This window comes from Bradyrhizobium monzae (genome assembly GCF_021458635.1).
Taxonomy (GTDB): Bacteria; Pseudomonadota; Alphaproteobacteria; order Rhizobiales; family Xanthobacteraceae; genus Bradyrhizobium.
The window spans coordinates 898,012-922,235 of sequence record NZ_JAIRDQ010000001.1 but is presented as its reverse complement, the minus strand read 5'-3'; the positions used below and the strand labels follow the sequence as shown (position 1 = coordinate 922,235).

The following is a 24,224-nucleotide window of genomic DNA, read 5'->3' as shown; positions in this document are numbered from 1 at the left end:
GTCCCGCAAGTCACCGGCTAGAGATACGAATCTGGCAGGGCTAAAATAGCGACTGCCCGGCACCGGGATCACCAGACATCAGCCGACCGATACAGATGAACAGCGATATTTCCCTTCCGACGCACCGAGAGAACCGGTTTTACCAGGGCCCAGCCGCGACCCTTGTCGCGAATGCGCTTCAGGCGGTCAATTTTCTCGGTGATCGTTTCCTGAGACAGTCGCATCATTCGCTGTCGGCCATCGAGGACCTTTACCGGCATTCGATGGACAGCGCCTTTTCGGTGACCGAGGCGTTCCTCGTCACGGGCGCGCCGCACGCCTCCGCCTATTACCCGCGCGACTTCGCCTGGTTTTATCCCGACGTCCTCGACCCCGAAACCATTATGGATGCGCAGGACGCCGTGCGCCGGGCGCGCCTGCTCGAAAAGAGCGTGCGCCTGTTGCTGGAGGCGGTTCGCGCCGATGTCGTCACGACGACCATCGTTCCTGCGGGGCGCGGCCGGTATCTCGGCGTGAACTATTTCTCGCGTCCTTCGGATACGCTGCTCGGCATTCTCGCTGGCCTCCGGCAGATGCTCTCCGCCGAGGAGCGTACGTCGTCCCATCTGGCGATGTCGCAATGCGCGCATGCCGGCCGTTTGTTGCTGGCCGAATATGGCGGCGATCTGAAGCGCGCAATCCTGAGACTCGCAAGCGAGCTCGAGCCGTTCGAGGCCGACGGCGCCGGATATTTGCTGTGCGATGCCGGCGGGCCTCGCTCTGCGGCAACGGACACCCGCGCCGAGCGCCGGCGTTTTGTCACCAATGCCTGCGTCTACACAACCTTCGTGTGGGGCGTGCAGCTCGGTGTGGTCGACGAGAACGAGCTGAAGCGGCTACTTGGGCGCGACCTCGGGCAGTATAAGCGCGACCTGCTCCGCCTGTTTGGCAAGGACGGCTATATCAGACACTCGCTGGATGGACCGGCTGGCACGCCGGTGTCCCTGGTCGCGCTGGATTTCGTCAGCGTACATCGCGGCTTCTGGGATATGAGCGATGTGAGCGAGCGCGCCTTGTTTGCGGTCACGACGGACTTGATCATTGCCGAGCCGCGCTTCCGCATCCCCAGCACATTCCACTTCCTGGTGTCGGCGGATAATCCGCGGAACAAGATGATCCATAAGATCGCGGCGCCGGCCTATCAGGGGCGCTCGTCCTGGCCGACGTTCAACGTCGAGTTCGCGGACCGCATGCTGGACTTTGACGAGTCCGCGGGGAGCGATACCTACCGGGCCTGCGCGCAAGGAATATTGAAGGACATTCGCACCGCGACCGAGGTCCATGGCGGCTATCAGGAGCTGATCTCCGAGCAGGGCCTGAAATATCGCACGTGGGCCTACAAAGGCGCGGTGGCCCATTCCTGGTTTCCGCGCTTCCTGTCGGTCTGGAGGAGGGCGTATGGGACGCCGCTCCTCCGGTGGAACGATTGACCCCGGCGCTATCCCGCCGTCACATCCACCAGCTCGCCGCCCTCGAGGACCTTGGCCGCCTTGGCGCGGTCGAGGTCACCTTCCCATGCGGCGACGACGACTGTCGCCACGCAATTGCCGATGAGGTTGCCGACTGCGCGAGCCATGCCGATGAACCAGTCGACCGACAATACCAGCACGAGGCCGATCGCCGGAATGCTCGGCACCGCGTTCAGCGTCGCGGCGAGGATCACGATCGCCGAGCCCGGTACGCCGTGCGCGCCCTTTGACGTGATCAGGGAGACCCCCAGCACCAGCAGGAGATCGCCGAACGACAGCGGCGTGTTGGTGGCCTGAGCGATGAAGACGACGGCAAGCGTCAGATAGATTGAGAAGGCGTCGAGGTTGAAGGAATAGCCGGTCGGGATCACCAGTCCGACGACGGAATCCTTCACACCCATGCGCTCAAGCTTCTTCATGATCTGGGGAAGCACCGCGTCGGACGAGGCGGTCGCAAGCACGATGGTCAGCTCTTCGCGCAAGTAGGAGAGGAACTTGAGGATGTTGATTCCAGCGAGCGCCATCACGCTACCGAGCACGCCCAGCACGAAGATGCCAACGGAGACATAGAACAGCATGACCAGCGAGACGAGCTGCTTCAGCGAGCCGACGCCATATTTGCCGACGGTGTAGGCGACCGCGCCGAGTACTCCGAGCGGAGCAACCCGAACAATAAGTCCCATGACACGGAACAGCACGGTGGAGGCCGCATCGATGATCGAGGTGACGAGCGCGCCTTTTTCGCCGCCGACCAGTGCGAGGCCGACGCCGAACAGCACGGCGAAGAACAGCACCTGGAGCACGTCGTTGCGCGACAGCGCGTCGAAGGAGGTGGACGGAATCACGTTGAGCAGGAAGGCGCCGATGCCGGCCCCCTGCAGCTTGTGGGCGTTGTCGGCGTAGGTGTTGAGCGCCTTGGCATCGAGCGTCGAGGGATCGATGTTCATGCCGTGGCCAGGACCGAAGGCGTAAGCCAGGATGAGGCCGACCACGAGCGCCACCGTCGTCATCGTCTCGAAATAAAGCAGCGCCTTGACGCCGACGCGTCCGACCTTCTTGAGATCGCCGGCGCCGGCAATGCCGTGCACTACGACGCAGAACACGATCGGCGCCACGATCATCGAGATCAGCTTCAGGAAGGCGTCGCTGAGGATCTTGAGGCTGATGGCGAAGTCCGGGGCGACCACGCCGAGGATGATGCCGAGGATCAGCGCCGCCAGGACCTGGACGAACAGCGAGGCGTAGAGTGGCTTGCGCTCTGCGGCCGGGGCCGCGGCAATGGTCGACATGGTAACTCCCCCGTTTTGACGACGCCTTGATCGTCAAAAGTAGCAACTACCGTGCCAGATTGTCGCGGTTTGAGCCAAAAACGGCCTATTCCGCTGCTTTTGCCGTCCTCCCAAACATCCGTGTTGGTGCCGGGAAGCCGCAGGAGGTGCCGTCGGTGACCTTGATCTGGTCTTCCCATGGCAGCCGGTAGGTGCCGGCGACCATGTCCTGCATGAAGGTGTAGGGGCAGTCCATTGCGCCACCCTTCACCGCGACGTAGCCGCGGTGCCAGAGCTGGTAGATGTTGTTCTCGACGCCCCAGTTGATGCGGGCCTCGCGCACGAGGTCGGGCCGGACCTCGGCGGTGATGATCTCGTCGGCGCGACCGGTAGTGCCGTGCGCCAGCACGCTGCCGTCGAAATTGACGATCATGCCTTCGCCCATGGAATCGAACGAGCCGTCCGAGCCGCACATGCAGACATTCGCGGTGACCATCAGGTTCTGGAACGAATTGGCCTGGTTGGTGAAGCGCCAGGCGTCACGGATCGGCGCCGTGTAGCCGGCGGTCCGGATCATGATCTCCGCGCCCTTGTAGGCGCATTCCCTCGCCATCTCCGGGAACATGCCGTCATGGCAGATGATGAGCGCGATCTTCGCGCCGTTCGGGCCCTCGATCACGGGAATGCCGATGTCGCCCGGCTCCCACGGCTCGACCGGAATCCAGGGGTGAAGCTTGCGGTAATAGAGCTTGATCTCTCCATGGTCGTCGATGATCAGGCCCGAGTTGTAGGGATTACCGTGCGGGTTGAACTCCATGATGGAGAAGCAGCCCCAGATCTTGTTGTCGATGCAGGCTTTCTTGAATGCCGCGACCTCGGGCCCGTCGAGCCGGCACATGATCTCGGGATTGGTGTCCATCGAGAGGCCGTGCAGCGAGTATTCGGGGAACACCACCAGGTCCATGGTGGAGAGATTGCGGCGCGCCTTGCCGACCATCCAGACGATACGCTCGGTCTGCCTGGCGAGATCGGCCTTGGTCGCGACGATCGGCAACTGCAATTGAACCAGTCCGATGACCACGCCCTCAGGCGATTTGTTCAGCCCGCCAAGCCCGTTCATGATCAGCTCCCTCCGTCGGCTCCCTTGCCGTCCGCGCGACGCCGTTGCGCGCAGTTCTCGGCGGAGCAAACCCGATTTTGGCAACGCGCAAAAGTCCATTTTTCAGGCGGCAGGCAACAGTCGTGCGCGCTTGGGTGCCGGGCCCCAGAGTACACGGACGCCCATTGTTGCGGCGCGGCCTGCCTCAACTCTCGGCTTGACCCTCCAATTTGCCGGATGTCAGACTTATGACATGAGTACAGCAAAGCGACATATCGCCAACCTTCGCGACGAATATGCCGAGATGACGCGGCAGCGCATCGTCGCGGCTTTTGTCGAGACGCTGGAGGACGAGGCGGCCGACGACATTTCCATGGCCGCCGTAGCCAAGCGCGCAAAGGTGGCCGAGCGAACCATCTATCGGCATTTCAAGACCCGCGCTGAGCTGTTTGCGGCGGCCGGCGAGTGGATCGAGGACAACGTCTTCGGCTACATTCCCTTCAGGTCGCCCGATGAGCTGCCGAATATTTTCCGCAAGCTGTGCAAGCGGTTCGACCGTCATCCGCATCTGGCGCGTGCCATTGCGATGACGCGAGCGGGCCGCCGGGTGCGCGCCGGCTTCCGGCGGCACCTGATTGACCAGCATCGCAAGGCAATGGCGCCGCTGGTGCGGCATCTCCCCGCAAAGCAGGTCCGGCAGGCGGAGGCGCTCGCGTCCTATCTCAACAACGTGCTGGCCTGGAATGCGATGCGTGAGGACTTTGGCATGTCCAGCGCCGAGATCGCCGACACGGTCGAGTGGGCGCTCACGACCCTTTTGAATGATGTCCGTCAGCGCGACGCCGCTGCGGCGCGTAGCGGCAAGGCTGGCAAATCGCCGCAGAAGCGAACCACTGCGCGCGAAAGCACCGGCGTAGAGTGAGGCAAGCCATGAATGCGATCCCCGACGACCTCCTGATCAACGCGCCCGACGAAGTCCGCATCCGGCAGGACCTGGTGCTGACGGCGCTCGGACGGCGCCCGGCGGATCGCTCGTTGCGGGTCGGCCGGTTGCTCGATGTGCACAGCCGCACCTGGAGCGAGGACCAGGAGATCGTCTTCAAAGGACGACGCATCGCCTGGGTCGGGCCGGCCGGTAGCTATCCCGGCGAGGTCCGCGAGCGGGTGCATCGGCCGGATCTTGCGGCCGTCCCCGGCTTCGGCGAGGTGCACAAGCACATCGAGAGCTCGCATCTGACGCCGGAATGGGAGGCGGCGCTGGTGCTGCCGCATGGCAATACCTGGACCTGCGAGGCGAGCCACGAGTTCTCCAACGTCAACGGCGCGCGCAATCTCGAATTCTGGTTCGAGGCACGCCGCCGCGGTTCGCCGCTCAAGATATTTCCGCAGCCGGGATCGGCGGTGCCGCCGACCGCCTACGAATGGGGCGGCGGCTGGTATGGCCACGACGAGCAGGCGCGCTTCATGGGCGAAAGCCTGATGGTCACCGGTCTCGACGAAGTCATGGATTGGCCGGCGGTGTGGAATCCCGACAATCCCTCCTACAAGCGGCTCTGGGGCATGATCGAGGCGACGTTCGCAGCGCGCGGCGTCGTCGAAGGCCACGCCTCCGGCCTGCGGGATCTGCCCTCCATCAACGCGTTTGCCGCGGCGGGGCTCGCCTCCGATCATGAAGTGCAGACGCCGGAGGAGACCTGGGACAAGCTCACCCGCGGCCTGTTCGTCGAGTTGCGTGTCTACGCGATGGATGAGATCGTGAAATGGCTGCTCGCGAAGGGTCTGCAGGACTGGTCGCAGATCGCCTTCACGACCGATGACCGCAGTGCCAGCCACACGCTCGAGCTTGGCGCGAGTGATCATAATGCGCGGGTCGCGATCGAGGCCGGTCTTGCGCCTGAAATCGCAATCCAGTGTCTCACCATCAACCCGGCGCGGCACATGCGCATCACGCCGTTCGTCGGGAGTCTGGCTCCAGGGCGTTTCGGCGATGTCGTGCTGCTCTCGGACGTCGCCAAGCTTACGATTGCCGAAGTGTGGGCCGATGGCACACAGGTCTCCGAAGGCAAGCGCTATCTTGGTCAGGTGCCTGAAATCCAGTGGCCGGATTGGGCAACCAAGACGGTCAACATCCAGCGCTCGATCAAGCCTCAGGATTTCGAACTGTCGGCCGCGCCCGGCCGCACCACGATGAAGGCGGCGGTGATCCGTCCGTTCCATTGGCATCCCGAATTCTACACCCTCGAGCTGCCGGTGCGCGACGGTGCCGTGCAGCGCGACGAGAGCGAGGCCATCACCAAATTCGCCATCGTCGATCGCTTTTCCGGCGATGGGCGTGTCGCAAAGATGTTTTGGCGCGGCTGTGGCCCGCGCACGCCGGAGACGGCAGTTGCCTGCTCGGTGGCGCACGACAAGCACAACATCTGGGTGGTCGGCTCGTCCGACGCGGCGATGGCAAAGGCGGTCAACGCGTTGATCGAGCTTCAGGGCGGCTGGGCGCTGGTGCGCGAGGGCGAGCTCGTTGCCACCGTACGTTTCGAGGTCGGCGGGCTGATGAGCTGTCGTTCGGCGCAAGCCCTCGATGCCGAGATGCAGGCGCTTTATGCGGAAGGTCGCAAGGTCGACTGGATGTACGAGCCGACGTTCCGGCCACGCTGGTATCCGGGATTCCCGGAGAGGCTCATGTTTGCGACGCTGACCTGTGCGCCCTGGAGCTGGGTGCTGGTGGCACCGTGCGAGCAAGCGCCGCTTGGATTCATCAACGTGCAGACCGGCGAAGCGCATCCGGTGGTCTGGTAGGGGGAGGACTGGGATGGACGAGATGACGAAGCCGCAAGCCGCTCCCGCCGAGCCAGCATCACCCACAGCCTCGGGGCTGCTTGATCGCACTTTCGGCCTCACCGAGCGTGGCACCAGCGTCGGCCGCGAGGTGATGGCCGGCGCGACGACGTTCGCGGCGATGGCCTATATCATCGCGGTGAATCCCGCGATCATGTCCAACGCCGGGATGGACCGTGCCGATCTTGTCAGCGCCACGGCGCTCGCCGCGATCGTCGGCTCGGTGATGATGGGACTGTGGGCCAATCTGCCGCTTGCGGTGGCGCCCGCGATGGGCTCGAACGTCATCTTCACCTATGTCATCGTCAAGCAGATGGGCATGCCCTGGCAGGGCGCACTCGCCATGGTCGCCTTCACAGGCGTGCTGTTCCTGATCCTGAGCCTGTCGAAGCTGCGCGAGAAAGTCGCGAAGGACGTGCCGGAAGCACTGAAGATCGGCATCCAGGCGGCGGTCGGTACCCTCATCGTCTTCATTGCGCTGCGGGGCGCCGGATTCGTGGTCCAGAATCCGTCAACCTATATCGCCATGGGCTCCTTGCGCAGCCCGCCGGTGCTGCTGACGCTGTTCGGTCTCCTGCTCACGCCGGTGTTGGTGGTGCGCCGGGTGCCGGCGGCGCTGATCCTGTCGATCGCGGTGCTCACGCTGATCGGCTTCTTCGTTCCAGCCGCTAACGGAAAGATGGTGACATCAGTTCCATCAGCCATCATGGCGTGGCCGCGCTGGCCGACCAGCACCTTCATGGCGCTCGACATCGGCTATCTCTTCAGCCATTTCGTCGTCGCGCTGCCGCTGCTGTTCTATTTCCTGTGCGCCGAATTCTTCTCGACTCTCGGCACGCTGATCGGCGTCACCGGGGCCGCCAATTTACGCAAGCCAGACGGCTCTATCCCGAATGCCACCGCGGCGTTTGCGACCGATGCGACGGCCTCAATCGTCGGGCCGCTGCTCGGAACCTCCGTCGTCACGGCCTATATCGAATCCATCACCGGCGTGCAGGCCGGCGGTCGCACTGGCCTGACTTCGTTGACCGTCGCGGGATTCTTCTTCCTTGCGCTGTTCTTCTGGCCGATCTTTGTCATCATCCCGCCGCAAGCGACCGCGCCCGCGCTGGTGCTCGTCGGCGTGCTCATGATGCAAGGACTTGCCCGCATCGACATGACCGATCTCGCCAACGCGGTTCCGATCGTGCTGACACTGCTGGTCACCGTGCTGACCAATAATCTCATCAACGGAATGGCGCTGGGGACGCTGAGCTACATCGCTCTCGAAGTGGCAGTCGGTCGGCGGCCGCAGATTCCGGCAATGGTGTGGGGACTCGGGGTCGTGTTCGTCGCATACGCGATCGTGATCGCACAGATCTTTTGACGCGTAGGTTAGGCTGCGAGGTCCAGCAATCGGCACGATCCGCGCACCAGCACCTTGCGTCCGATGGGAGTCATCGCAGGCACGCCCTCTTCAATGACAACGAGACCGAGCTTGACGAGGCTGTCGATGAGATAAGCCTTCGAGAGGCGATTGTTCGCTACGGGGTTACGAAGTGTGCGCAGCGCTGCCCATTGATCCGGCGAAAGATCGAATTCGAAATCGTCGTTCATGTTGCCTCAAGCGGTAGTCACGTTCGAGCGCCCCTGTTAGCGACGCTGCATGAAGACCATGCGACGACAATGAGTCGGGAATTCGGTGAGCTGTTTAGAACTTCTCTTCACGAATTGCCGCAGTCTGTTGCCTCACAATGGTTAAGATCGCTCGGACACGATTATCGTCCTGACTGCTGATCACTAATTGATGATCTTCACTTGATGTTGCGTTGCGACGACCGCAGTGCACGGGAAGCGCTGCTGTCTCATTCTGCGTCGCGATATGCACAGAAATGGTGAGACGCTGGCTGGGCGATTCTGCTACGCTGGTTCTTAGGGAATGGCTTCACACGACAAGGAGTGTGAGTGCATGAACAGGCTGGTGGAAATTCGCAGTCAGGAATCCCTGTGCCGTGAGCGTGCGTCGCTCGATTTTGAGCGTCGGGTTTTCTGGCTTGCGCAAGCCCAGGAATGGGAACAGCGCGCCCTTGACGAAATTGTCTACCACTTTCGTGAATGCAACGTCGCGCACGTGGAGCTTGCGTGAAGCTGACGTTGGCCGCGAACTGAGGATCTACTGGTAAGTCGCAACGATATCGGAGACCGCGCGTTCGAGCTGCTGCGCGGTGGCGCATTGCCGCACCACGCTGCAAAAGGTCGCGTAACGCGGCATCTCGGAGTCGCCAAAGCCCCAGGCGAGCCGTCCTTCGGGGTTGAGCCAGACCAGTCGTTTCGAGCGTTCGGAGACGCGGCGCAGGATGTCTGCACGTGGGTCGAGATTGTTGCTGCGGGCATCGCCGAGCACGATCACCGTGGTCTGCGGCGTCAGCGCACTCATGAAGTCTTTTTCGAAGTCAACCAGCGAAGAGCCGTAGTCGGACGAGCCGAAGCCGACCTTGGACATGATCTCGGCCATTGCTTCTTCGGGCGACTTCTTCTCCAGGATCTCGCTGACCTCGATCAGATGCGACGAGAATGCGAAGGAGCGGACGTCGTCCACAACCTCATGCAGCGAGTGGATGAGGAGCAGGAAGAAATCCGAGACTTGCGCAACCGAGCCGGAGACGTCGCAAATCGCCACGATCTTTGGCCGGTCGCGGTGCTTGCGTTTCCACGCGGTGAGGAAAGGCACGCCGCCCCAGGCGGCGTTGCGGCGCAGCGTGCGGCGGACGTCGAGATGACCGCGGCGCTGACGCTTGCGCGGCTTCGAATAGCGCTCACGCAGGCGGCGCGCGATCTGGCGGATGAGCGCCCGCATCTCGGCGACCTGGCGCCGCTCGATACGGGCCAGCGGCGCGTTGCGCAGGATTTCGTTGCGGAGGTTTTCGGCCTCCTCGCGGGCATAGAGCGCAAGCCCTTGTGAGACTGTATCACGCACCGCCTCACGCAGGGCATCGAGCGCGGCCCGCAGGCGCTCGGCCAGCGCTGGATTGGTTGATGTCAGTTCGTCGAGATCGTCGCGCAGGCGTTGAAGGCCCATGGCGTCGAGGATGCGGCTGGAGAAGATGCCGCGTTGGGTGGAGTAGCGGATGTCCGAGAGCGAAGCTGCACCGGATGCGCTGGCAATCGCCGCTGCGATCGAGTTGCGATCCTGCGACATCAGCATTTGTGCAAGTGGACCCAATCCTTCGGGAGGCTGCCCTTCGCCCGCTTCGCTGGCCGAGCTTGAAGAGGGTGATTGATCCGGGTCCTGCGAAGCCTCGTCACTGTCGTCGGCCTCGGGTTGATCCTGTCGCGGCTCGGGCTGGCTGAAGAACAGATCAAAGCAGTCACCGAGGGCGAGCTTCTCGTCCTGCGACTTGGCGAGGGTCAGGAGGAGGGCGTCGCGCAGGATGGCACGGTCGGTGAGACCGACCTGCGCGACGGCGCGCATCGCATCGATGCTTTCGGCGGGCGAGACATGGACGCCGGCCCCACGCGCCGCCCGAAAGAAACGATGGAGGTTCTCGCGCATCGGGCGTCAACCGAAGACGTTGGATCGTGCTGCCTTGGCAATGAAAGTCGTGATCTGGGGGTGAGCAGCCTCGATGTCGGCCTCGTATTTCAGAAGCACGTTGAGGGTGTCCTTGACGATCTCGGTGTCGAGCTCGGCGGCCTGCAGCAGCACCAGAACGCGCGCCCAGTCGATCGTCTCGCTGACCGAGGGCAGCTTCTTCAAATCCAGCGAGCGGATCTCGTGGATGAAGCCAACCATCTGCCGGCGCAGGGTCTGAGAGATGTTCGGCACGCGGCTCTCGACGATGCGCTCTTCCAGCCGCTGCTCGGGGAAGCCGATATGCAGATGCAGGCAGCGCCGCTTCAAGGCGTCGCCGAGGTCACGCTCACTGTTGGAGGTGAGGATCACCGTCGGCGGCGTGATCGCCGAGACGGTGCCGAGTTCGGGGATCGTGACTTGGAAGTCCGAGAGGATTTCCAGCAGCAGCGATTCGAATTCGGCGTCCGACTTGTCGATCTCGTCGATCAGGAGCACGCAGCCGCCTGGCTGCTCCAGCGCCTGGAGCAGGGGACGCGGCTCGACGAATTCCTTGGAGAAGAACACGTCGCCGAAATCATGAAGCTGTTCGAGCGCGGCGTGCAGCGTCTGCGCGCCGCCAAGGACTTCGCCGAGCTTATCCTTGAGGATTTGCGTGTAGAGCAGCTGCTTGGCGTATTTCCACTCATAGAGCGCCTTGGCCTCGTCGAGGCCTTCGTAGCACTGCAGGCGGATCATCTTCATGCCGCGCCAGGCGGCAATCGCCTTGGCAAGCTCGGTCTTGCCGACGCCTGCCGGTCCCTCGACCAGGATCGGCTTTTCGATCTGTTGCGACAAATAGACGGCGGTCGCGATCTGCCGGCTCGCGATATAGCCCTGCGCGGCGAGGCCGCTCTCCACTGCCTCGATCGAGGTCGAGGCCTTCTGTTCAGCCACGAAAGGGCGCTCCCAAAGGTCTTGCTTGAGGCTTGTTCTGCCTGCGTTCCCGGCAAAGAACAAGCCTCGTTTGGGACGGGCCTGATCCGCGCTGACGGCTGCTTTTTCCGTTCAGCGCAAATACTTAGCGGGCGACTTATGGTGCGGTCAGTGCCGCAGCAGCTCCGGCTTGCGGATGGTCTGTCGGACCTCGGCGCCGCAATCGGCGCATTCGTAGACGAAGTCGATTTTGGCAAGGCTCCAGTGCGGCTCGACCTCGCGCACATACATTGGCAGGAACCCCATGCATGTCGGGCAAATCACGGGCGCGATTTCGATATCCAGATGATGCTGTACATAAGCTGGCATCTTGGTTCTCCTTCGCAGGCGACCACCAAACCCCGCGCAAAGGCTACTGCCGGTTGCGTCGATGCCGTCATCAACTCTTTCGAACAGAGACGGAACGGCGTGGGTTTGTTGTTCGCTGTGACATTCTTGTTACGTCTCTGTACTGTAACAGGCGGACAAAATGCCTATTTCTCGGGCCGATCCGTCTTTCTCGGACCATCAACGCAACGATAAGGGAGCAACGCCCATGACTCATGCCATTCGTTTTCACAAGACCGGTGGTCCGGAAGTCCTGGTCTGGGAGGAGGTCAATGTCGGCAAGCCGGGGCAGGGCGAGGCGCGCATCCGCCACACTGCCGTCGGTCTCAACTTTGTCGACATCTACAACCGCGCGGGCGTGTATCCCGCGCCATTGCCGAGCGGGCTCGGCAGCGAGGCCGCGGGCGTTGTCGAGGAGGTCGGGCCAGGCGTCACCGATCTGAAGCCGGGCGATCGCGTCGCCTATGGTGCATCACCGCTCGGCGCCTATTCCGAGGCGCGGCTGATCCCGGCCGACCGACTGTTGAAGCTGCCCGATGGTGTCGACGACAAGACCGCGGCTGCAATGATGCTGAAGGGGCTGACCACGCAGTACCTGATCCGGCAGACCTATCGCGTGAAGGCTGGCGACACCCTTCTGCTGCATGCGGCGGCAGGCGGCGTCGGCCTGATCCTGAGCCAGTGGGCAAAACATCTCGGTGCGACCGTGATAGGCACGGTCAGCAGCGACGAGAAGGCAAAACTCGCCAAGGCGCATGGTTGCGACCATGTCATCATCTACACGCGCGAGGATTTCGTGAAGCGCGTCGACGAGATCACTGGAGGCAAGAAGGTGCCGGTGGTCTATGATTCCGTCGGCAAGGACACGTTCCTGAAGTCGCTGGACTGCCTCGCGCCGCTCGGCGTTGCCGCGCTGTTCGGTGCGTCCTCCGGTGCGGTCGAGCCGCTCAATCTCGGCCTGCTGGCCCAGAAGGGCTCGCTCTACGTCACCCGTCCGACCCTGTTCACTTACGCCGCCAAGCGCGAGAGCCTGGTCGCGATGGCGAACGAGCTGTTCGACGTCGTCAAGTCCGGTGCGGTCAAGATCGAAGTGCACCAGACCTATGCGCTGAAGGACGCTGCCAAGGCGCACGCCGACCTTGCCGCGCGCAAAACCACGGGATCGACCGTTCTGACGGTGTGATCTCAGATTTAGTGACGCAGGCTGCCTGAGTCTGCGTCACGCCTTTTCGTGCTTGCGCAGGTCGCGAGCGTGATCGTGCTGAATCGCCTGGAGGTCGATATCTTCAGGCGGGATCTGGGGAAGGGCGGCCTCGGCCAGGATGGCCTCGGTCACGTCCTCGATCGAATTCTCTGCGACTTCGTGGATGAACGAGATGTTCTGGTACTCGCCGGAGGTGACGCGGGAAATGACCTCGCGCCTTGTGATCTCGGGGTCGACGATCGCCTCGCGACCGCGCCGCCCGTAGTCGATCATCACTACGAAATACTGCATGAAACGATCCTGCCGCGCCCGCAAGGCTGGGTGCGCGGCAGAGTATTTCCGAAAAACGGAATTAAGTCAAGCTGGATTTCCAAAAATCGGAAATCGCGGGCTTACCGGCCCTTCTTGCGGGGGCGGGCCGACTTGGCGCGCAATCGCTCGAGCTGGCCCTTGGGCATGGAGAGGCAGATCTCTCCGACCCAGTCGAGCTTGACGCCGACGATCGGCTTGGCGTTGAAGCTGTTGAGATTGACGACGGAGGGAGTTTTTCCGCGTTCGATGGTCTTCAAATAGCGTTCACCGGTTTTGAGCCGGACCACGGCCTCTTCGCCATAGAAGCTCGACAGCGGATGACGCTGGTCCTTGTAGACCACGATCACGTCGCCGCTTTCGTATTTGGGCAGCATCGAATCGCCGACGATCTCGAAGGCGACGGTCTCTTCCATGATCGGGAAAGGCAGCGCGATATCGCCGAGCCCCTCGGGCGGGACCTGCTCGAAATCCGGCTCGATCACGGCGCCGGCACCGACGCGCCCCATGATCGGCGCGAGGTTCAGCTCGAGATATTCCATGATCGGAATGATTTCCGAGGCCTTCACCAGGCGTTCGCCGCCGAGGATCTCCGACACCGCGCCCGGGCGAACGCCCATGGCAGCGGCCAGCCCGCCCTTGCTCTTGCCCGTCTTCTCCAAGCCCCGCTCGATCATCGCAACGTCCAACATGGTGATTCCCTCGATTGCCCATTGGCCCTGCCTCTTGTAATCCGAAATTCGGAATTGATGCAATTATGAATATCAGAATTCGTGCTTGACTTTGTATTCGGAATAACGGAATGTGTGTTCCGCCTCCAGATCGTGCGATCGGGGCGCATCACAGGACAGCAGCATGGAACCGGGCCATTGGTCGTCGGAGCATTCCGACGCGCTTCGCGACTATTTTTTCAAGGGACTGTCATATGCGGAGATCGGAAGGGAGATTAACGCAAGGTTTGGAACGACTTACACGCGCAATGCGGTAGTCGGTCGCGCCAAGAGGCTCGGGCTCGCCGCGCCCGACCGGATGACGAGTCCGTCGATCGTGCCGTCCTTGCCGGGCGAGCCCGGTCCGCTGTCGCCGCCGCGGGTTGCAATACCCGGCCTGAATCTTCCGCCGCCATCGGCATTAAAGCCGGCCAATCCGGTCAAATTGCGCTGCGTCGGCGTCCGGCCGCGATTGATCACGCTGCTCGAACTCGAGCGAGGCGATTGCCGCTATCCCTATGGCGGTGACGGGGAGGGAGAGCAGATCAGCTTCTGCGGTCACCCGCGTCAGCCCGGCTCGAGCTATTGCGCGCCGCATGCGCATCTGACCCGCGGTCCCGGAGCGGTGTCCGGCCGTACCGCCGCTGCCGTCGTGCTGAGGCTGGTCTCCGCCGCCTGACCGGCACCCTTTCTCAATTCAGTTTGCAAGGAGTTTTCGAGTGGCACGCGCCAGACGCAACATGTCTTACAAATTGACCGGGCTTCACGACCGCCGATCGCGTGACCTGCCGTTCAATGCAGAATTCGCGGAGATCGAGGTCGACAATCCCCTGGCGCTCGATTCGGACGAGAAGATCGTGGCGATGCGGTCGATCCGCAACGATCCGCTCGGCCGGCTGCACGCGCACCACCAGATCGACGAGGCGCAATATCGGGGTGGCCGCGCCTACCAGAACGACTGGGAGCGGGCGGAGCGGGGCCCCCAGGCCATGGATCCGACCCGCGAATATGTCGACGGCACGCGCTCCCGCGAGCCCATTACCGAGAGCCAGTGTCAGGCTGTGTTGCGGCTGAATCGGGTCGAACAAGAGCTCGGTACCGACGGTGCCGCGCTGGTGCATGACGTACTGGTGCTCGGCCTGACCATGGACCAGATCGGGCAGCGACGCGCCGTCCGCACCCAGCGTTGGAACGACTATTTCGCCCGGCGCTTTCGCGAGTGCCTCGACCGGCTGGCGCTGGTCTACGGCTTTGCGACGGATGCAAGGGCGCGGCGCCGTTGAATGAGGCGGGCCGGCGGCTTTCACCGTCGGCGCGTCCTCTGTCGTCTGTCACGGATGTGGCATGATCTGGTAGGGCGTGGTGTAGGGCTCGACGCGGAGCGAGGCGTTGGCCAGCAGCCCGATCTTGGCCGTGGGCGCCTGCTGCATCTCACCGTTCTGTCCGCGATGCACATTGTACTGCCAAACGGTAAGGTCGCCCTTTTGCGCCAGTGCGTGCGCGACCGTGCTTGCGTCATTGCCGCCGAGCGCATGCAGCTCCTCGGGCGACAGTCCGATGATGATCTCGTCCTTGATCGTGACGATCTTGAAGAGGTTCATTTTGGTCTCCTGTGCCCGTGCGCCCTGTGCCGAGAGTGTAAGAAGCGCAACCGCGGCGCCCTTGATGAGATCGCAGCGAGAAAGCATGCCGTCGTCCTTTGGTGCTGACGCGCGCCCGAATCAAACAGTCCCTCAGCCGTGGCGCTCGTGATCTGCGTGGCTGTTTCACAACCGCTTGGTCGTACGATCTTGAACAACGGTTCACGGAGCTGGAAATATCAGGAGCGATGAACCCCGGCGAGGGGCGGCCAAAGCCCTTGCTGCTTCGCTCGGCTTCGCCGGGGCCCATATCGGGACGCTGGAGACCGGCTGCGAGATCGACGTTCATTTCGTGGACGATGCAACGGCCGAAATCGGGCTCAACGACTGCCTGTATACGCTGAAGAAGCGCCAGTCCGTGGTTGTCAATTTCCGATCACACCGGAAACAACGCGAAACGTTGGTCGAATTGACAGCAATCGGGGCCGTGTGGTGATTGATTGCTGCTTCTTGACGCAGGTGGGTGACGGCAGCGCGTATTCCTGTTATCCGGAATTGCCGTAGCATGATGTCGGCGAAGCATCGCTAGACTTACGGTTTGGCTTGCTCGAGGGGTTGTTCCTTGCCATAATTGCAACTTATCGGGTCGGGCCGAGTCTCTCAAGATCTGCAGCTCAGCATGCCAATCTGCTGGGGTGTTCCGACCTGGAGTTCGCCGTCGCATGGTGTTCGGTAACGGTGCGGTTCTCGATCGGGCTCCCGATGCCCGACCCCTTGGGGGCCGAGTCCTGTCATAGGTGCGAGATGAAAAACCTCAATTTCGCGGCTGAACTGCATCTTAAGCTCGGCGCACCCGCGAACAGTACCGTCGAAAGTCTCCGCCTGCTGCGCGCCTTCCTCAAGCTCGCTCCCCGGCAGCGCTTTGAGGTCATCAAGCTTGTCGAAGACCTCGTCACCGACGAAACCATCCCCGAGCATCCGCTGTCTTGAGCCCGGCAACGGGCCGACATTACGCTTTGTCCACCTTTCAGACCGGAAAGCGGACCGCCAAGTGGGGGTCCGTTGCCGGTGCTTGGCTGCTGGAAGGCGGTGCGACAAATGTGGTAATCAGTCAGGAAAAAGAGGGAGGAGTGCGACCATGATCGAACCGAAGCTCGAAGTTCCGGCCGAACTGCGCGATCTGGCTGAGAAAACCATCGACCAGGCGGAGAAGGCATTCGGCATGTTTTTCGATGCCGCCACCAAATCGATGTCGTCCGTTCCCGGAGCGAGCGCGGACGTGTCCAAGCAGGCGCTCGCCTTCACCGAGCAGAACATGAAGGCGGCATTCGAACACGCTCGCAAGCTGGTTCACGCAACCGACCTTCAGGAAGCGATGCGAATCCAGTCCGAGTTCCTGCGAAGCCAGTTCACCAATGCCGGCGATCACATGCGCCAGATGACCGGCAACTTCATGCAACCGGGCAAGGGCAAATCCTGACAAGGGAAAGTTCTGGTTTGCCTCAGCACGGCCGCGTGCCTACAGATTGATCTTGCGCAGTGACGCGCTACGCATTTCAATTGGCGTGCAGGTCCATGATGGGCCACCGGATGAACCTCATTCGCCGTCCGTCATCCTTTCTGCTGATCCCTGTCGGTTCACCCGGCAGGGATTTGCATTTCGAGGGATTGTTTGCGCCCGGCGCAAAGCTCAGCCGCAGCACGATCCCGGAAATTGCGAGAGGTCGATGCGGGCGATGATCGACCGCAGCAGCCTGCGTGCCGAGCGATAGAGATGGCGTACCAACCCGGGTACCCGCGCCGGGGGCAGGCCAAGACTCGTTGTAGCAAGGCTCGGCGTATCAAGCCTTTCGATGTGGTGGGACACGTGCCTCTCCCATGCTGTACCGCCCTTCTATCGTAGCCGGCATCGAGCTGCATTGATCTGCCGCAAAGGATCCCGGTTAGTAGTCGCCGGGATTCATGATCATCGGGGAGGTCGTATCGGCCGGCGCGAGCGCGCTGCTGGCGCTGTCGCGCAGGAAGCGGTCAAGTGTCGCCTGGATCTTCTCCTTGACCGAGTCGGGCCCGCGATCGCTCATCTCGGTATGCTGCGCACCGGTATGGATGATGTCGATGCCGCGCGCCTTGGCTTCCTCCGGCGTCGGCAGCACGCCGGGATCGGTCTGGAAATGCGGATCCTTGGAGCGGAACGACAGGATCTTCATGCGGTCGTTGAGCACGAAGGGTACCCTTAGATTGTCGAGCGTGATGACCTTCGACACGAGTTCGGGATGCTGCTGGGCGACATACATCGAGACGTCGCCGCCATTGGAATGACCGACCAGCGTGATGTGATCGTAATCAGCGTTCTCCTGCCGCCCCTTCAACGTGTTCAGCACGTAGAGGATGTTGGCTTCGCAGCGCATATACACCTCGCGCCGGCCGACATATTGCTGGCCGACACGGGTCATCAGCGGCGGATCGCTCGGCAGGTCCTGCTGAATGCTGGCGACGAGATAGCCGCGTGCGGCAAGCACGTTGGCGAGGAAGGAATACTCGGTGGCCTTGACCGTGTTGCCATTGCTGATGATGGCGACCGGAAGCTTCCAGAGGCCGAGATTAGCCTTGGTCTCGTAGTCGCGCCGCACCGCAATGTCGACCAAGATCGGCCGCTGTCGCGCAGCGTCGAACAAGGACAGCATCTCGTGACGGATCGCGAACTTGCTGACAACGACATATTGCCCCGCCGCGAGGACGCAGAGAAAGGCCAAGATTGCAAACACCCTTTTCATGGTTCCGTCTCAATCACTTTTGACTGAACATGGCTATTGAAAACGCTCCGATCGAGCGATCGTGAGCACGATACGGGATTAAATTTAGGCAAGTCTGTGAGAAGGGTCCCAAAAGGGCCGCATCGAGGCGAAGATCGCGCAGCTAGAGGCAGCCGCCTCGGCCTCGCTCGGGGCAAAGCCGGAACGCGCTCGACAGGGTGAACAGGAAGCGCGGGCTGCGGCGCTCATTGTCCGGCGCCCGATAGCTCAAGGGCACGGCCACGCCGAGATCCGCCTGGAAATCCTCCGGCAGGAAGAACCGCACGCCGGCACCGGCCGACGTGAGCGACAGGCCGTCGCTGAGCCGGTAGCAGTCGTTCCAGACTGCGCCGGCGTCGCCGAAAGTGTAGAGCTGGTAGCCGCTCCAGTAACGGAAATTGAGCTTCTGGTCGAAGCGCAGCTCGAGCGAGCCGGCGAGACCGTTGTCGCCGCTGATCTCGGCCGCACCATATCCGCGGCCGAAGGCTGCGCCGCCGAGATAGAACTGCTGCGAGGTGAACAGCGGCCGCGACGCGGTCTGGCTCGCCGCGGAGAGCTTGAGCGACCAGGCGTCGTTGAGGGTCTGGTAGCGGGTGAACCAGAGGTTCAGCACGGAGAAGTTCGAGGAGGCGCCGTCGCGCGACAGCAAATCGTCGTTGAGTTGCGAGGCGCCGAAGATATCGAGGCCCTGGCGGAAGGTCAGCGTTGCATAGTTGGTGCCGCCGAAACCATCCTGGAGGCGGTAATCGGCGGTGAGGCTCGCGGTCCTGATGTGGTCGTTGTAGTACGGGCCGAGCAGATCGTGCTCCGACACGTTGCTGAAGGTCCCGGCCATGGTGAGCGTCAGTCCGGACGATTGCGACATGAATGGCACGGAGCTCGCCCGCACCTCGAACGCCTCTGTCGTGGTGATGTCGCTGTCGAGGCGGCGCGCGTCGCCCGGCCGGACTGCGCTGTAGAGGACGGAGGCGCCGAGGCGTACGCCGTCGACGCCGACCGGTGCGTCATAGGACAGTCGCGCGAAGCCGAGCTCGCGCGGATCGCTGGCGATGGTCGACAGGTTGACGGCGAGCGTGTCGCCGGGCGTGAGGTAGGAGTTGAACGCGCCCGTCGCGTAGGTCTGCCAGGGTCCGACCGACGACGAGCCAAGATTGTCCAGGCCGAACGAGGTGAAGACGTGCCAGGTCTTCAGATAGACGGTGAGGCGGAAGCGACCAGTCGCACCACCGATCTCCTCCAGCGCGGTATCGGTGATGCGAATCCCCGGCCGGCCGTTGATCAGGAAGAGCTGGCGTTCGAGCGTTGCCAGGCGCGACGGCTGCTCGGCCAGGACCGATCCGAGCATCGGCCTCACGCCGAACTGCTCGGCGCCATCGCCCTTCAGATCGGCTTGCACGATTGCGCCTTCTATCACGCGGATCTGGACGCGGCCGTCGCCGATGTCTTGTGGCGGCACGATGGCGCGGCTGAGATGGAAGCCGTCGGCGCGGTAGAGTTCGCTGATCGCGCCGGCGATCGCGGCGAGGTCGGCTTGCGAGACCTTCTTGTCGAGGTAGGGCTGGTAGACCGCGGCGATGCGGTCATGGGGAATGGCCTGGGCGCCGCTGACGTTGATCCCGCGCAGCACGAATTGCGGCCTGGTGTCCCCGCCGGTATTCGGTTGACCGACCGAGGGCAGCTTTACCGGAGGCCGGCTCAGCGTTTCCTGATCGGCTTGGTTTTCAAAATACTTCTCGGGCTGGCGCGGATCGAAGCCCGGCTGGTTCGCCTGCTGCGCGAGCGCTTGCGAGTTTCCCGTAAATGTCGCTCCGAAAAGCAGGAGCGCTGTCGCGAAATACCGTCCCGCCATGGCTCGCGAGGGGCATTCTCCGTAGTTCAACGGAGAGGTGCGCCGGAGCACGTAAGGAATCGTTAGCCGCATGATTTTTCTTAGTTTTTTATGGTCAATGAAAGGTTAATGGGGCCGTTAGGTTTGCCCGTTCCGACTAATGGGATGTTGAGTGGTTTCGGATACACCTCAGGCTCCGGCTGAACGGACTGAGGATTGTCATGCCAGGCAGAATTGAATTTCGGCGCGCCTTGATGGTCGCGCTGGTACTGGGAACGGCGTCCGCCGCATCCGCCGCGGATGACGGCATCTGGTCGGTCAGCAAGTCATCGGGCGAGGTCTGGCTCGCGACCAGCGGCGCCCAGCAGGTCTCGTTGAATCAGCAAGAGACTTTGAAGCCGGGCGATACTATCCGCACCGGGCGGAACGGGCGCGTGCTGCTCGTTCGTGGCGAAGAGACGATGTTGATCTCTCCCAACTCGGTGGTTGGTGTGCCGGCCGAGAAGAAGGAGGGACTTTCGACCACCATCGTCCAGCAGGCCGGTTCGATCCTGCTCGAGGTCGAGAAGCGCAACGTCAAGCATTTCGAGGTCGAGACGCCGTATCTCGCTGCTGTGGTCAAGGGCACGCATTTCAGCGTCACGGTGGGCGCAGGCAGCACCAAGGTTGGCGTGCTCCGCGGCCAGCTTGAAGTCTCCGATTTCAGGACCGGCCAGATCGCCCAAGTCATGCCGGGACAAGTGGCCACCGTCTTTGAGCACGGCAAGCCCGGTCTCAGCCTGAGCGGTGCCGGTACGTTCAATCCGATCGAGCAAGGCAAGCCGCGCGCGTCGACGATCGAGCGTGTGCCGGTGCCGAAGTCGGGCCTGTCGGTGCTGCGCAATACGGCGAACGGTCACGCGATCCATGCGCTTGGTACGATCGACAAGGGCACCAGGACGGCCGGTGCGCCGACGCAATCGCATCAAGCGAGCGATATTCACGCGCCCAAGTCCGGCGTCGTGCGGATCTCGAGTTCGCTCGGCGAGGTCAAGCTGAACTTCCACAAGGTCACGAACGGTCTCGCTCACGGTGCAGTCGCGCCGGGACGGGGCCGCAACGCAGCTAATACCGGCACCAGCACCGACACGGTCTGGAGCGATAGCAGGTCGAGCACGACGACCACGGCCGCCAATAGCTCCACCGCCACGGCGGTTACCGTGAGCAGCAGCGCATCTGCTTCCAGTGCCACATCGACCTCATCGAGTGCGACGACGACCGTTGCGACCACCGCCGGGTCCACCAGTGATGCGCTCAGTGTCAGCTCCGGAAGCGGAAGCAGCGGGACAGGCGCGACCGGAAGCGGCAACAGCGGCAATGGTAATAGCGGCAACGGTAACCACGGCAATAATGGCAACCACTACGGTTGGTACAAGCACCATTAGGACCATGCCGTCATAAGGGGGCACTTGGCGGCGAGCGTCGTCAGTGCGGGGGGAGCGAGTTGAAACGCTATCGGCCACATATCCTTGTCGTGATCGCTTTGGCAGTCGTGCTATCCACGGGATGGCACGGCTCGCTTCGCAACGCGCTCACCGATCTCCGGTTCGCCTGGGAGTCGCGTTCCGCCAGCGGTAACGTCGTCGTGGTGGCGATCGACGCGCCCTCGATCGACCAGATCGGCGTGTGGCCCTGGCCACGCAGCCTGCATGCCGACCTCCTGCATAGGCTCGAGGCTGCCGGCGCGCAGGACGTGGCCTTCGACATCGATTTCAGCACCCCGTCTGATCCGGCCTCCGACGAGGCCTTCGTCACGGCGCTTCGCGAGGTCGGGGGCTCGACGATCCTGCCGTCCTTCAAGCAGCCCATGCCAAATGGCGGCGCGGCTCACATCAATCGTCCCCTGAAGCCCTTTAGCAACCAGTCGTGGCCGGCCGTCGTCAATGTCGCGGTCGAATCCGACGGGCTCGTTCGCCGCTATCCGGTCAGCGAGAAGCTTGGCGATGCCCAGATCCCCTCGATGGCGATCGTGATGGCCGGACAGGACGCCAATCGGCGGTCGCCCTTCCTGATCGACTTCAGCATTCGGGCGGCAACTATTCCCAGCGTTTCCTATGTTGACGTGCTGAGGGGCGAGTCCGCGGCGCTCGACAAATTGAGGGGCAAGAAGATCATCGTTGGTGCCACAGCACTCGAACTGGGCGACCGGTTCAGCGTCCCAAATGGCCGTATCGTCCCGGGGCCCGTCCTCCAGGCCTTGGCGGCAGAATCGGTTCTTCAGAACCGCATGCTGCGCTGGACGTCCAGTGTCGGCATGGCCGCTGGTCTCGCCGTGATCTGCCTGGTGATGGTGTATTCATGGCGCCGCCTTTCGCCGGGTGTCCGCGTCGCTATTCTGATTGCGGCCGGAGCAGGGATCGAACTGACCGCGGTCCTTGTGCAGGAACGTTGGCCGCTCGTCATCGACACATCGCTGTTTCACATCGCGATCGTCGCCTATCTGACGGCGATCGCGCTGGACGAGATCGATTTTCGCGGCCTGCTGGGTCGCATCGCCGAAAGCCGCTTTCACCGCATCGCGATGTCGCTCGGCGATGGTCTGGTCTGCACCGACGAAGACCACCGGATCACAGTCTGGAATCCAGGCGCGAGCGCGATCTTTGGCTATATGCCGACCGAGATGATCGGTCGCCCGTTCGAAGCGCTTTGCGCGGTACCGACAGAAGGCGGCGCGAAAACCTTCGCCATGCGTGACGCTGCGCGCCAGGCGCTGCTGGTCCCGGGCGGTGCCGTGGTCGTCGAGTTCGAGGGCCGGCGCAAGAATGGCGAAACCTTTCCAGTCGAGGCGAGCTTCTCCGGCTGGCAGGGGACGGAGGGCTTCCAATACGGCGCGATCCTCCGCGACATCTCCGTCCGCAAGCGCGAGGCCGAACGCGTCAGATATCTCGCCGAGTATGATGCGCTGACGGGCCTTGCCAACCGCAATACGCTCCACGCGAGGCTTGCCAGCCTGATCACCGTGGCGCAGCGGCGGTCCTCCGAGATCGCACTGCTCGTGCTGGGGCTCGACGGCTTTCAGCAGATCAATAACATGCTTGGACATTCGGCCGGCGACCTCGTGCTGCGGGCGGTCGCCGAACGTCTGCGAACCGAGGTCGATGGCAAGGCGGTGGTCGCCCGGCTCAGCGGCGATGAGTTTGCGATTGCGCTGGATTGCGCCGGGAGCGACGAGCCGATCGCCGTGTTCGCGGATCGGATTGCGCGCGCATTCGAGGCGCCGCTTGTGACAGCCACGCGCCAGCACCGCGTCAGGATCAGCATCGGCGTCGCCGTCTATCCGGAGGGCGGACAAGGCGCGGATGATCTCCTGAGCAACGGCCATCTGTCGCTGAGCCGCGCCAAGGCGACCCGGCGTGGCGGCCACGTGATCTTCGAGAATGCGATCAGGCAGGAGCTGGAGAATCGGCTGACGCTTGAGAGTGAACTGGCGCTTGCCGCAGATCGCGGCGAGTTCGAGCTGTTTTATCAGCCGCAGGTCCGCCTGATCGATGGCGGCCTGGTCGGGGCCGAAGCGCTGATCCGCTGGCGGCATCCGGTGCGCGGCTACGTGTCGCCCGGAGAGTTCATGCCGGTGGTCAACACCTCGGCGCTGTCCGAGCGGATCGCGAACTGGGTGATGGAGACCGCCGGCCGCCAGGCGCGTGCGTGGGAATTGTCGGGCAACGCTGTCCGCGTCGCAATCAACCTCTCGCCGTCGCAGCTCGACTCCGGCGATCTCGCGCATTCGGTTTCGGACTTGCTGAAAACGACAGGGCTGACCCCATCGCTGCTCGAGATCGAAGTCACCGAGAACATCCTGTTGCACGACGAGGGCCGGGTGCTCGACATATTCAAGCGAATCCAGCAACTCGGCGTCCGCATCTTGTTCGACGATTTCGGAATGGGCTATGCAAGCCTGAGCTACCTGAAGAAGTTTCCGCTCGACGGGCTCAAGATCGACCGTTCGTTCGTGCTCGATCTTCTCGCAGATTCCGACGACGCCGCGATCGTGGGCTCGACCATCGGCCTCAGCAAGCAGCTCGGTCTCACAGTTGTCGCCGAAGGCATCGAGAATCGCGCGACCGCCGACTTCCTGGTCAGCATGGGCTGCGAGGAGGGGCAGGGCTACTTCTTCGGCCGTCCGATGCCTGCCGACGCGTTCGAGAGGCAATTTCTCACGGGCGAGCTGGAAACTGTCAGCGCTGCCTAAGCGCGCCTGCT

Annotated in this window: 23 protein-coding genes; 12 read left to right on the top strand and 11 right to left on the bottom strand. The window is 62.8% G+C overall.

Annotated elements, in window-relative coordinates; genetic code table 11:
* Nucleotides 1-95 precede the first annotated feature (95 nt).
* Nucleotides 96-1,469: a hypothetical protein gene (locus K3F49_RS04550; protein ID WP_234679697.1), complete on the top strand. Its 1,374-nt coding sequence runs from the start codon at nt 96-98 to the stop codon at nt 1,467-1,469.
* Between the two features lie 8 nt (nt 1,470-1,477).
* On the opposite strand, the gene K3F49_RS04545 is transcribed toward K3F49_RS04550, so the two are convergent.
* Together K3F49_RS04545 and K3F49_RS04540 are read right to left on the bottom strand one after the other, a co-directional pair.
* Nucleotides 1,478-2,797: a dicarboxylate/amino acid:cation symporter gene (locus K3F49_RS04545; protein ID WP_234679696.1), complete on the bottom strand. Its 1,320-nt coding sequence runs from the start codon at nt 2,795-2,797 to the stop codon at nt 1,478-1,480.
* A gap of 85 nt (nt 2,798-2,882) precedes the next feature.
* Nucleotides 2,883-3,896, bottom strand: a complete 1,014-nt coding sequence (locus K3F49_RS04540) for a formamidase (RefSeq protein WP_234679695.1) — start codon at nt 3,894-3,896, stop codon at nt 2,883-2,885.
* Nucleotides 3,897-4,128: 232 nt separating this feature from the next.
* Between K3F49_RS04540 and K3F49_RS04535 the strand changes: the two genes are divergently transcribed.
* Genes K3F49_RS04535 through K3F49_RS04525 form a run of 3 tightly spaced genes read left to right on the top strand, consistent with a single transcriptional unit; the run spans nt 4,129 to nt 8,076 of the window.
* Nucleotides 4,129-4,797, top strand: a complete 669-nt coding sequence (locus tag K3F49_RS04535) for a TetR/AcrR family transcriptional regulator (RefSeq protein ID WP_234679694.1) — start codon at nt 4,129-4,131, stop codon at nt 4,795-4,797.
* 8 nt (nt 4,798-4,805) lie between these two features.
* Nucleotides 4,806-6,671 (top strand): adenine deaminase, encoded by a 1,866-nt coding sequence (locus K3F49_RS04530; RefSeq protein WP_234679693.1) that lies wholly within the window; start codon nt 4,806-4,808, stop codon nt 6,669-6,671.
* A 13-nt stretch (nt 6,672-6,684) separates the two neighbouring features.
* Nucleotides 6,685-8,076 (top strand): NCS2 family permease, encoded by a 1,392-nt coding sequence (locus K3F49_RS04525; RefSeq protein ID WP_234679692.1) that lies wholly within the window; start codon nt 6,685-6,687, stop codon nt 8,074-8,076.
* A gap of 8 nt (nt 8,077-8,084) precedes the next feature.
* Here K3F49_RS04525 and K3F49_RS04520 read toward each other — a convergent pair whose 3' ends face one another.
* Nucleotides 8,085-8,306, bottom strand: coding sequence for a hypothetical protein (locus K3F49_RS04520; RefSeq protein ID WP_234679691.1), 222 nt, complete (start codon nt 8,304-8,306; stop codon nt 8,085-8,087).
* Between the two features lie 352 nt (nt 8,307-8,658).
* Between K3F49_RS04520 and K3F49_RS04515 the strand changes: the two genes are divergently transcribed.
* Nucleotides 8,659-8,835 (top strand): hypothetical protein, encoded by a 177-nt coding sequence (locus K3F49_RS04515; RefSeq protein ID WP_234679690.1) that lies wholly within the window; start codon nt 8,659-8,661, stop codon nt 8,833-8,835.
* A gap of 27 nt (nt 8,836-8,862) precedes the next feature.
* Here the strand turns inward: K3F49_RS04515 and K3F49_RS04510 are convergent, their stop codons facing one another.
* From K3F49_RS04510 to K3F49_RS04500, 3 genes are all read right to left on the bottom strand, one after another.
* Nucleotides 8,863-10,242, bottom strand: a complete 1,380-nt coding sequence (locus K3F49_RS04510; RefSeq protein WP_234679689.1) for a vWA domain-containing protein — start codon at nt 10,240-10,242, stop codon at nt 8,863-8,865.
* Between the two features lie 6 nt (nt 10,243-10,248).
* Nucleotides 10,249-11,196 carry an AAA family ATPase gene (locus tag K3F49_RS04505; RefSeq protein WP_234679688.1) on the bottom strand — a complete coding sequence of 316 codons (948 nt, stop codon included), beginning with the start codon at nt 11,194-11,196 and terminating at the stop codon, nt 10,249-10,251.
* 147 nt (nt 11,197-11,343) lie between these two features.
* Nucleotides 11,344-11,544 carry a hypothetical protein gene (locus K3F49_RS04500; protein ID WP_234679687.1) on the bottom strand — a complete coding sequence of 67 codons (201 nt, stop codon included), beginning with the start codon at nt 11,542-11,544 and terminating at the stop codon, nt 11,344-11,346.
* A 226-nt stretch (nt 11,545-11,770) separates the two neighbouring features.
* On the opposite strand from K3F49_RS04500, the gene K3F49_RS04495 reads away from it, so the two are divergent.
* Nucleotides 11,771-12,745 (top strand): quinone oxidoreductase family protein, encoded by a 975-nt coding sequence (locus tag K3F49_RS04495; RefSeq protein WP_234679686.1) that lies wholly within the window; start codon nt 11,771-11,773, stop codon nt 12,743-12,745.
* Nucleotides 12,746-12,781: 36 nt separating this feature from the next.
* Here K3F49_RS04495 and K3F49_RS04490 read toward each other — a convergent pair whose 3' ends face one another.
* Together K3F49_RS04490 and K3F49_RS04485 are read right to left on the bottom strand one after the other, a co-directional pair.
* On the bottom strand, nt 12,782-13,057 hold the full coding sequence (locus tag K3F49_RS04490; protein WP_234679685.1) for a hypothetical protein: 276 nt from the start codon (nt 13,055-13,057) through the stop codon (nt 12,782-12,784).
* 101 nt (nt 13,058-13,158) lie between these two features.
* A complete protein-coding gene (locus K3F49_RS04485; protein WP_148753441.1) occupies nt 13,159-13,767 on the bottom strand; it encodes a S24 family peptidase in 609 nt (202 codons plus the stop codon).
* 163 nt (nt 13,768-13,930) lie between these two features.
* Here K3F49_RS04485 and K3F49_RS04480 point away from each other — a divergent pair, with 163 nt between their 5' ends.
* Nucleotides 13,931-14,464 carry a GcrA family cell cycle regulator gene (locus K3F49_RS04480; RefSeq protein WP_234679684.1) on the top strand — a complete coding sequence of 178 codons (534 nt, stop codon included), beginning with the start codon at nt 13,931-13,933 and terminating at the stop codon, nt 14,462-14,464.
* A gap of 40 nt (nt 14,465-14,504) precedes the next feature.
* A complete protein-coding gene (locus K3F49_RS04475; protein WP_234679683.1) occupies nt 14,505-15,068 on the top strand; it encodes a hypothetical protein in 564 nt (187 codons plus the stop codon).
* Between the two features lie 48 nt (nt 15,069-15,116).
* Here the strand turns inward: K3F49_RS04475 and K3F49_RS04470 are convergent, their stop codons facing one another.
* On the bottom strand, nt 15,117-15,473 hold the full coding sequence (locus K3F49_RS04470; protein ID WP_234679682.1) for a hypothetical protein: 357 nt from the start codon (nt 15,471-15,473) through the stop codon (nt 15,117-15,119).
* 696 nt (nt 15,474-16,169) lie between these two features.
* Here K3F49_RS04470 and K3F49_RS04465 point away from each other — a divergent pair.
* Together K3F49_RS04465 and K3F49_RS04460 are read left to right on the top strand one after the other, a co-directional pair.
* The gene (locus K3F49_RS04465) at nt 16,170-16,355 is read left to right on the top strand and encodes a hypothetical protein (protein ID WP_234680571.1); all 186 of its coding nucleotides are present in this window, start codon (nt 16,170-16,172) and stop codon (nt 16,353-16,355) included.
* Nucleotides 16,356-16,503: 148 nt separating this feature from the next.
* Nucleotides 16,504-16,845: a phasin gene (locus K3F49_RS04460; protein WP_194481422.1), complete on the top strand. Its 342-nt coding sequence runs from the start codon at nt 16,504-16,506 to the stop codon at nt 16,843-16,845.
* 463 nt (nt 16,846-17,308) lie between these two features.
* Here the strand turns inward: K3F49_RS04460 and K3F49_RS04455 are convergent, their stop codons facing one another.
* Together K3F49_RS04455 and K3F49_RS04450 are read right to left on the bottom strand one after the other, a co-directional pair.
* Nucleotides 17,309-18,139, bottom strand: coding sequence for an alpha/beta fold hydrolase (locus K3F49_RS04455; RefSeq protein ID WP_234679681.1), 831 nt, complete (start codon nt 18,137-18,139; stop codon nt 17,309-17,311).
* 142 nt (nt 18,140-18,281) lie between these two features.
* Complete coding sequence (locus K3F49_RS04450) at nt 18,282-20,078, bottom strand: ShlB/FhaC/HecB family hemolysin secretion/activation protein (RefSeq protein ID WP_234679680.1); 1,797 nt, start codon at nt 20,076-20,078, stop codon at nt 18,282-18,284.
* 128 nt (nt 20,079-20,206) lie between these two features.
* Between K3F49_RS04450 and K3F49_RS04445 the strand changes: the two genes are divergently transcribed.
* Together K3F49_RS04445 and K3F49_RS04440 are read left to right on the top strand one after the other, a co-directional pair.
* Nucleotides 20,207-21,409 (top strand): FecR family protein, encoded by a 1,203-nt coding sequence (locus K3F49_RS04445; protein WP_234679679.1) that lies wholly within the window; start codon nt 20,207-20,209, stop codon nt 21,407-21,409.
* A 59-nt stretch (nt 21,410-21,468) separates the two neighbouring features.
* Nucleotides 21,469-24,213 (top strand): EAL domain-containing protein, encoded by a 2,745-nt coding sequence (locus K3F49_RS04440; protein ID WP_234679678.1) that lies wholly within the window; start codon nt 21,469-21,471, stop codon nt 24,211-24,213.
* The last annotated feature ends 11 nt before the right edge of the window (nt 24,214-24,224 follow it).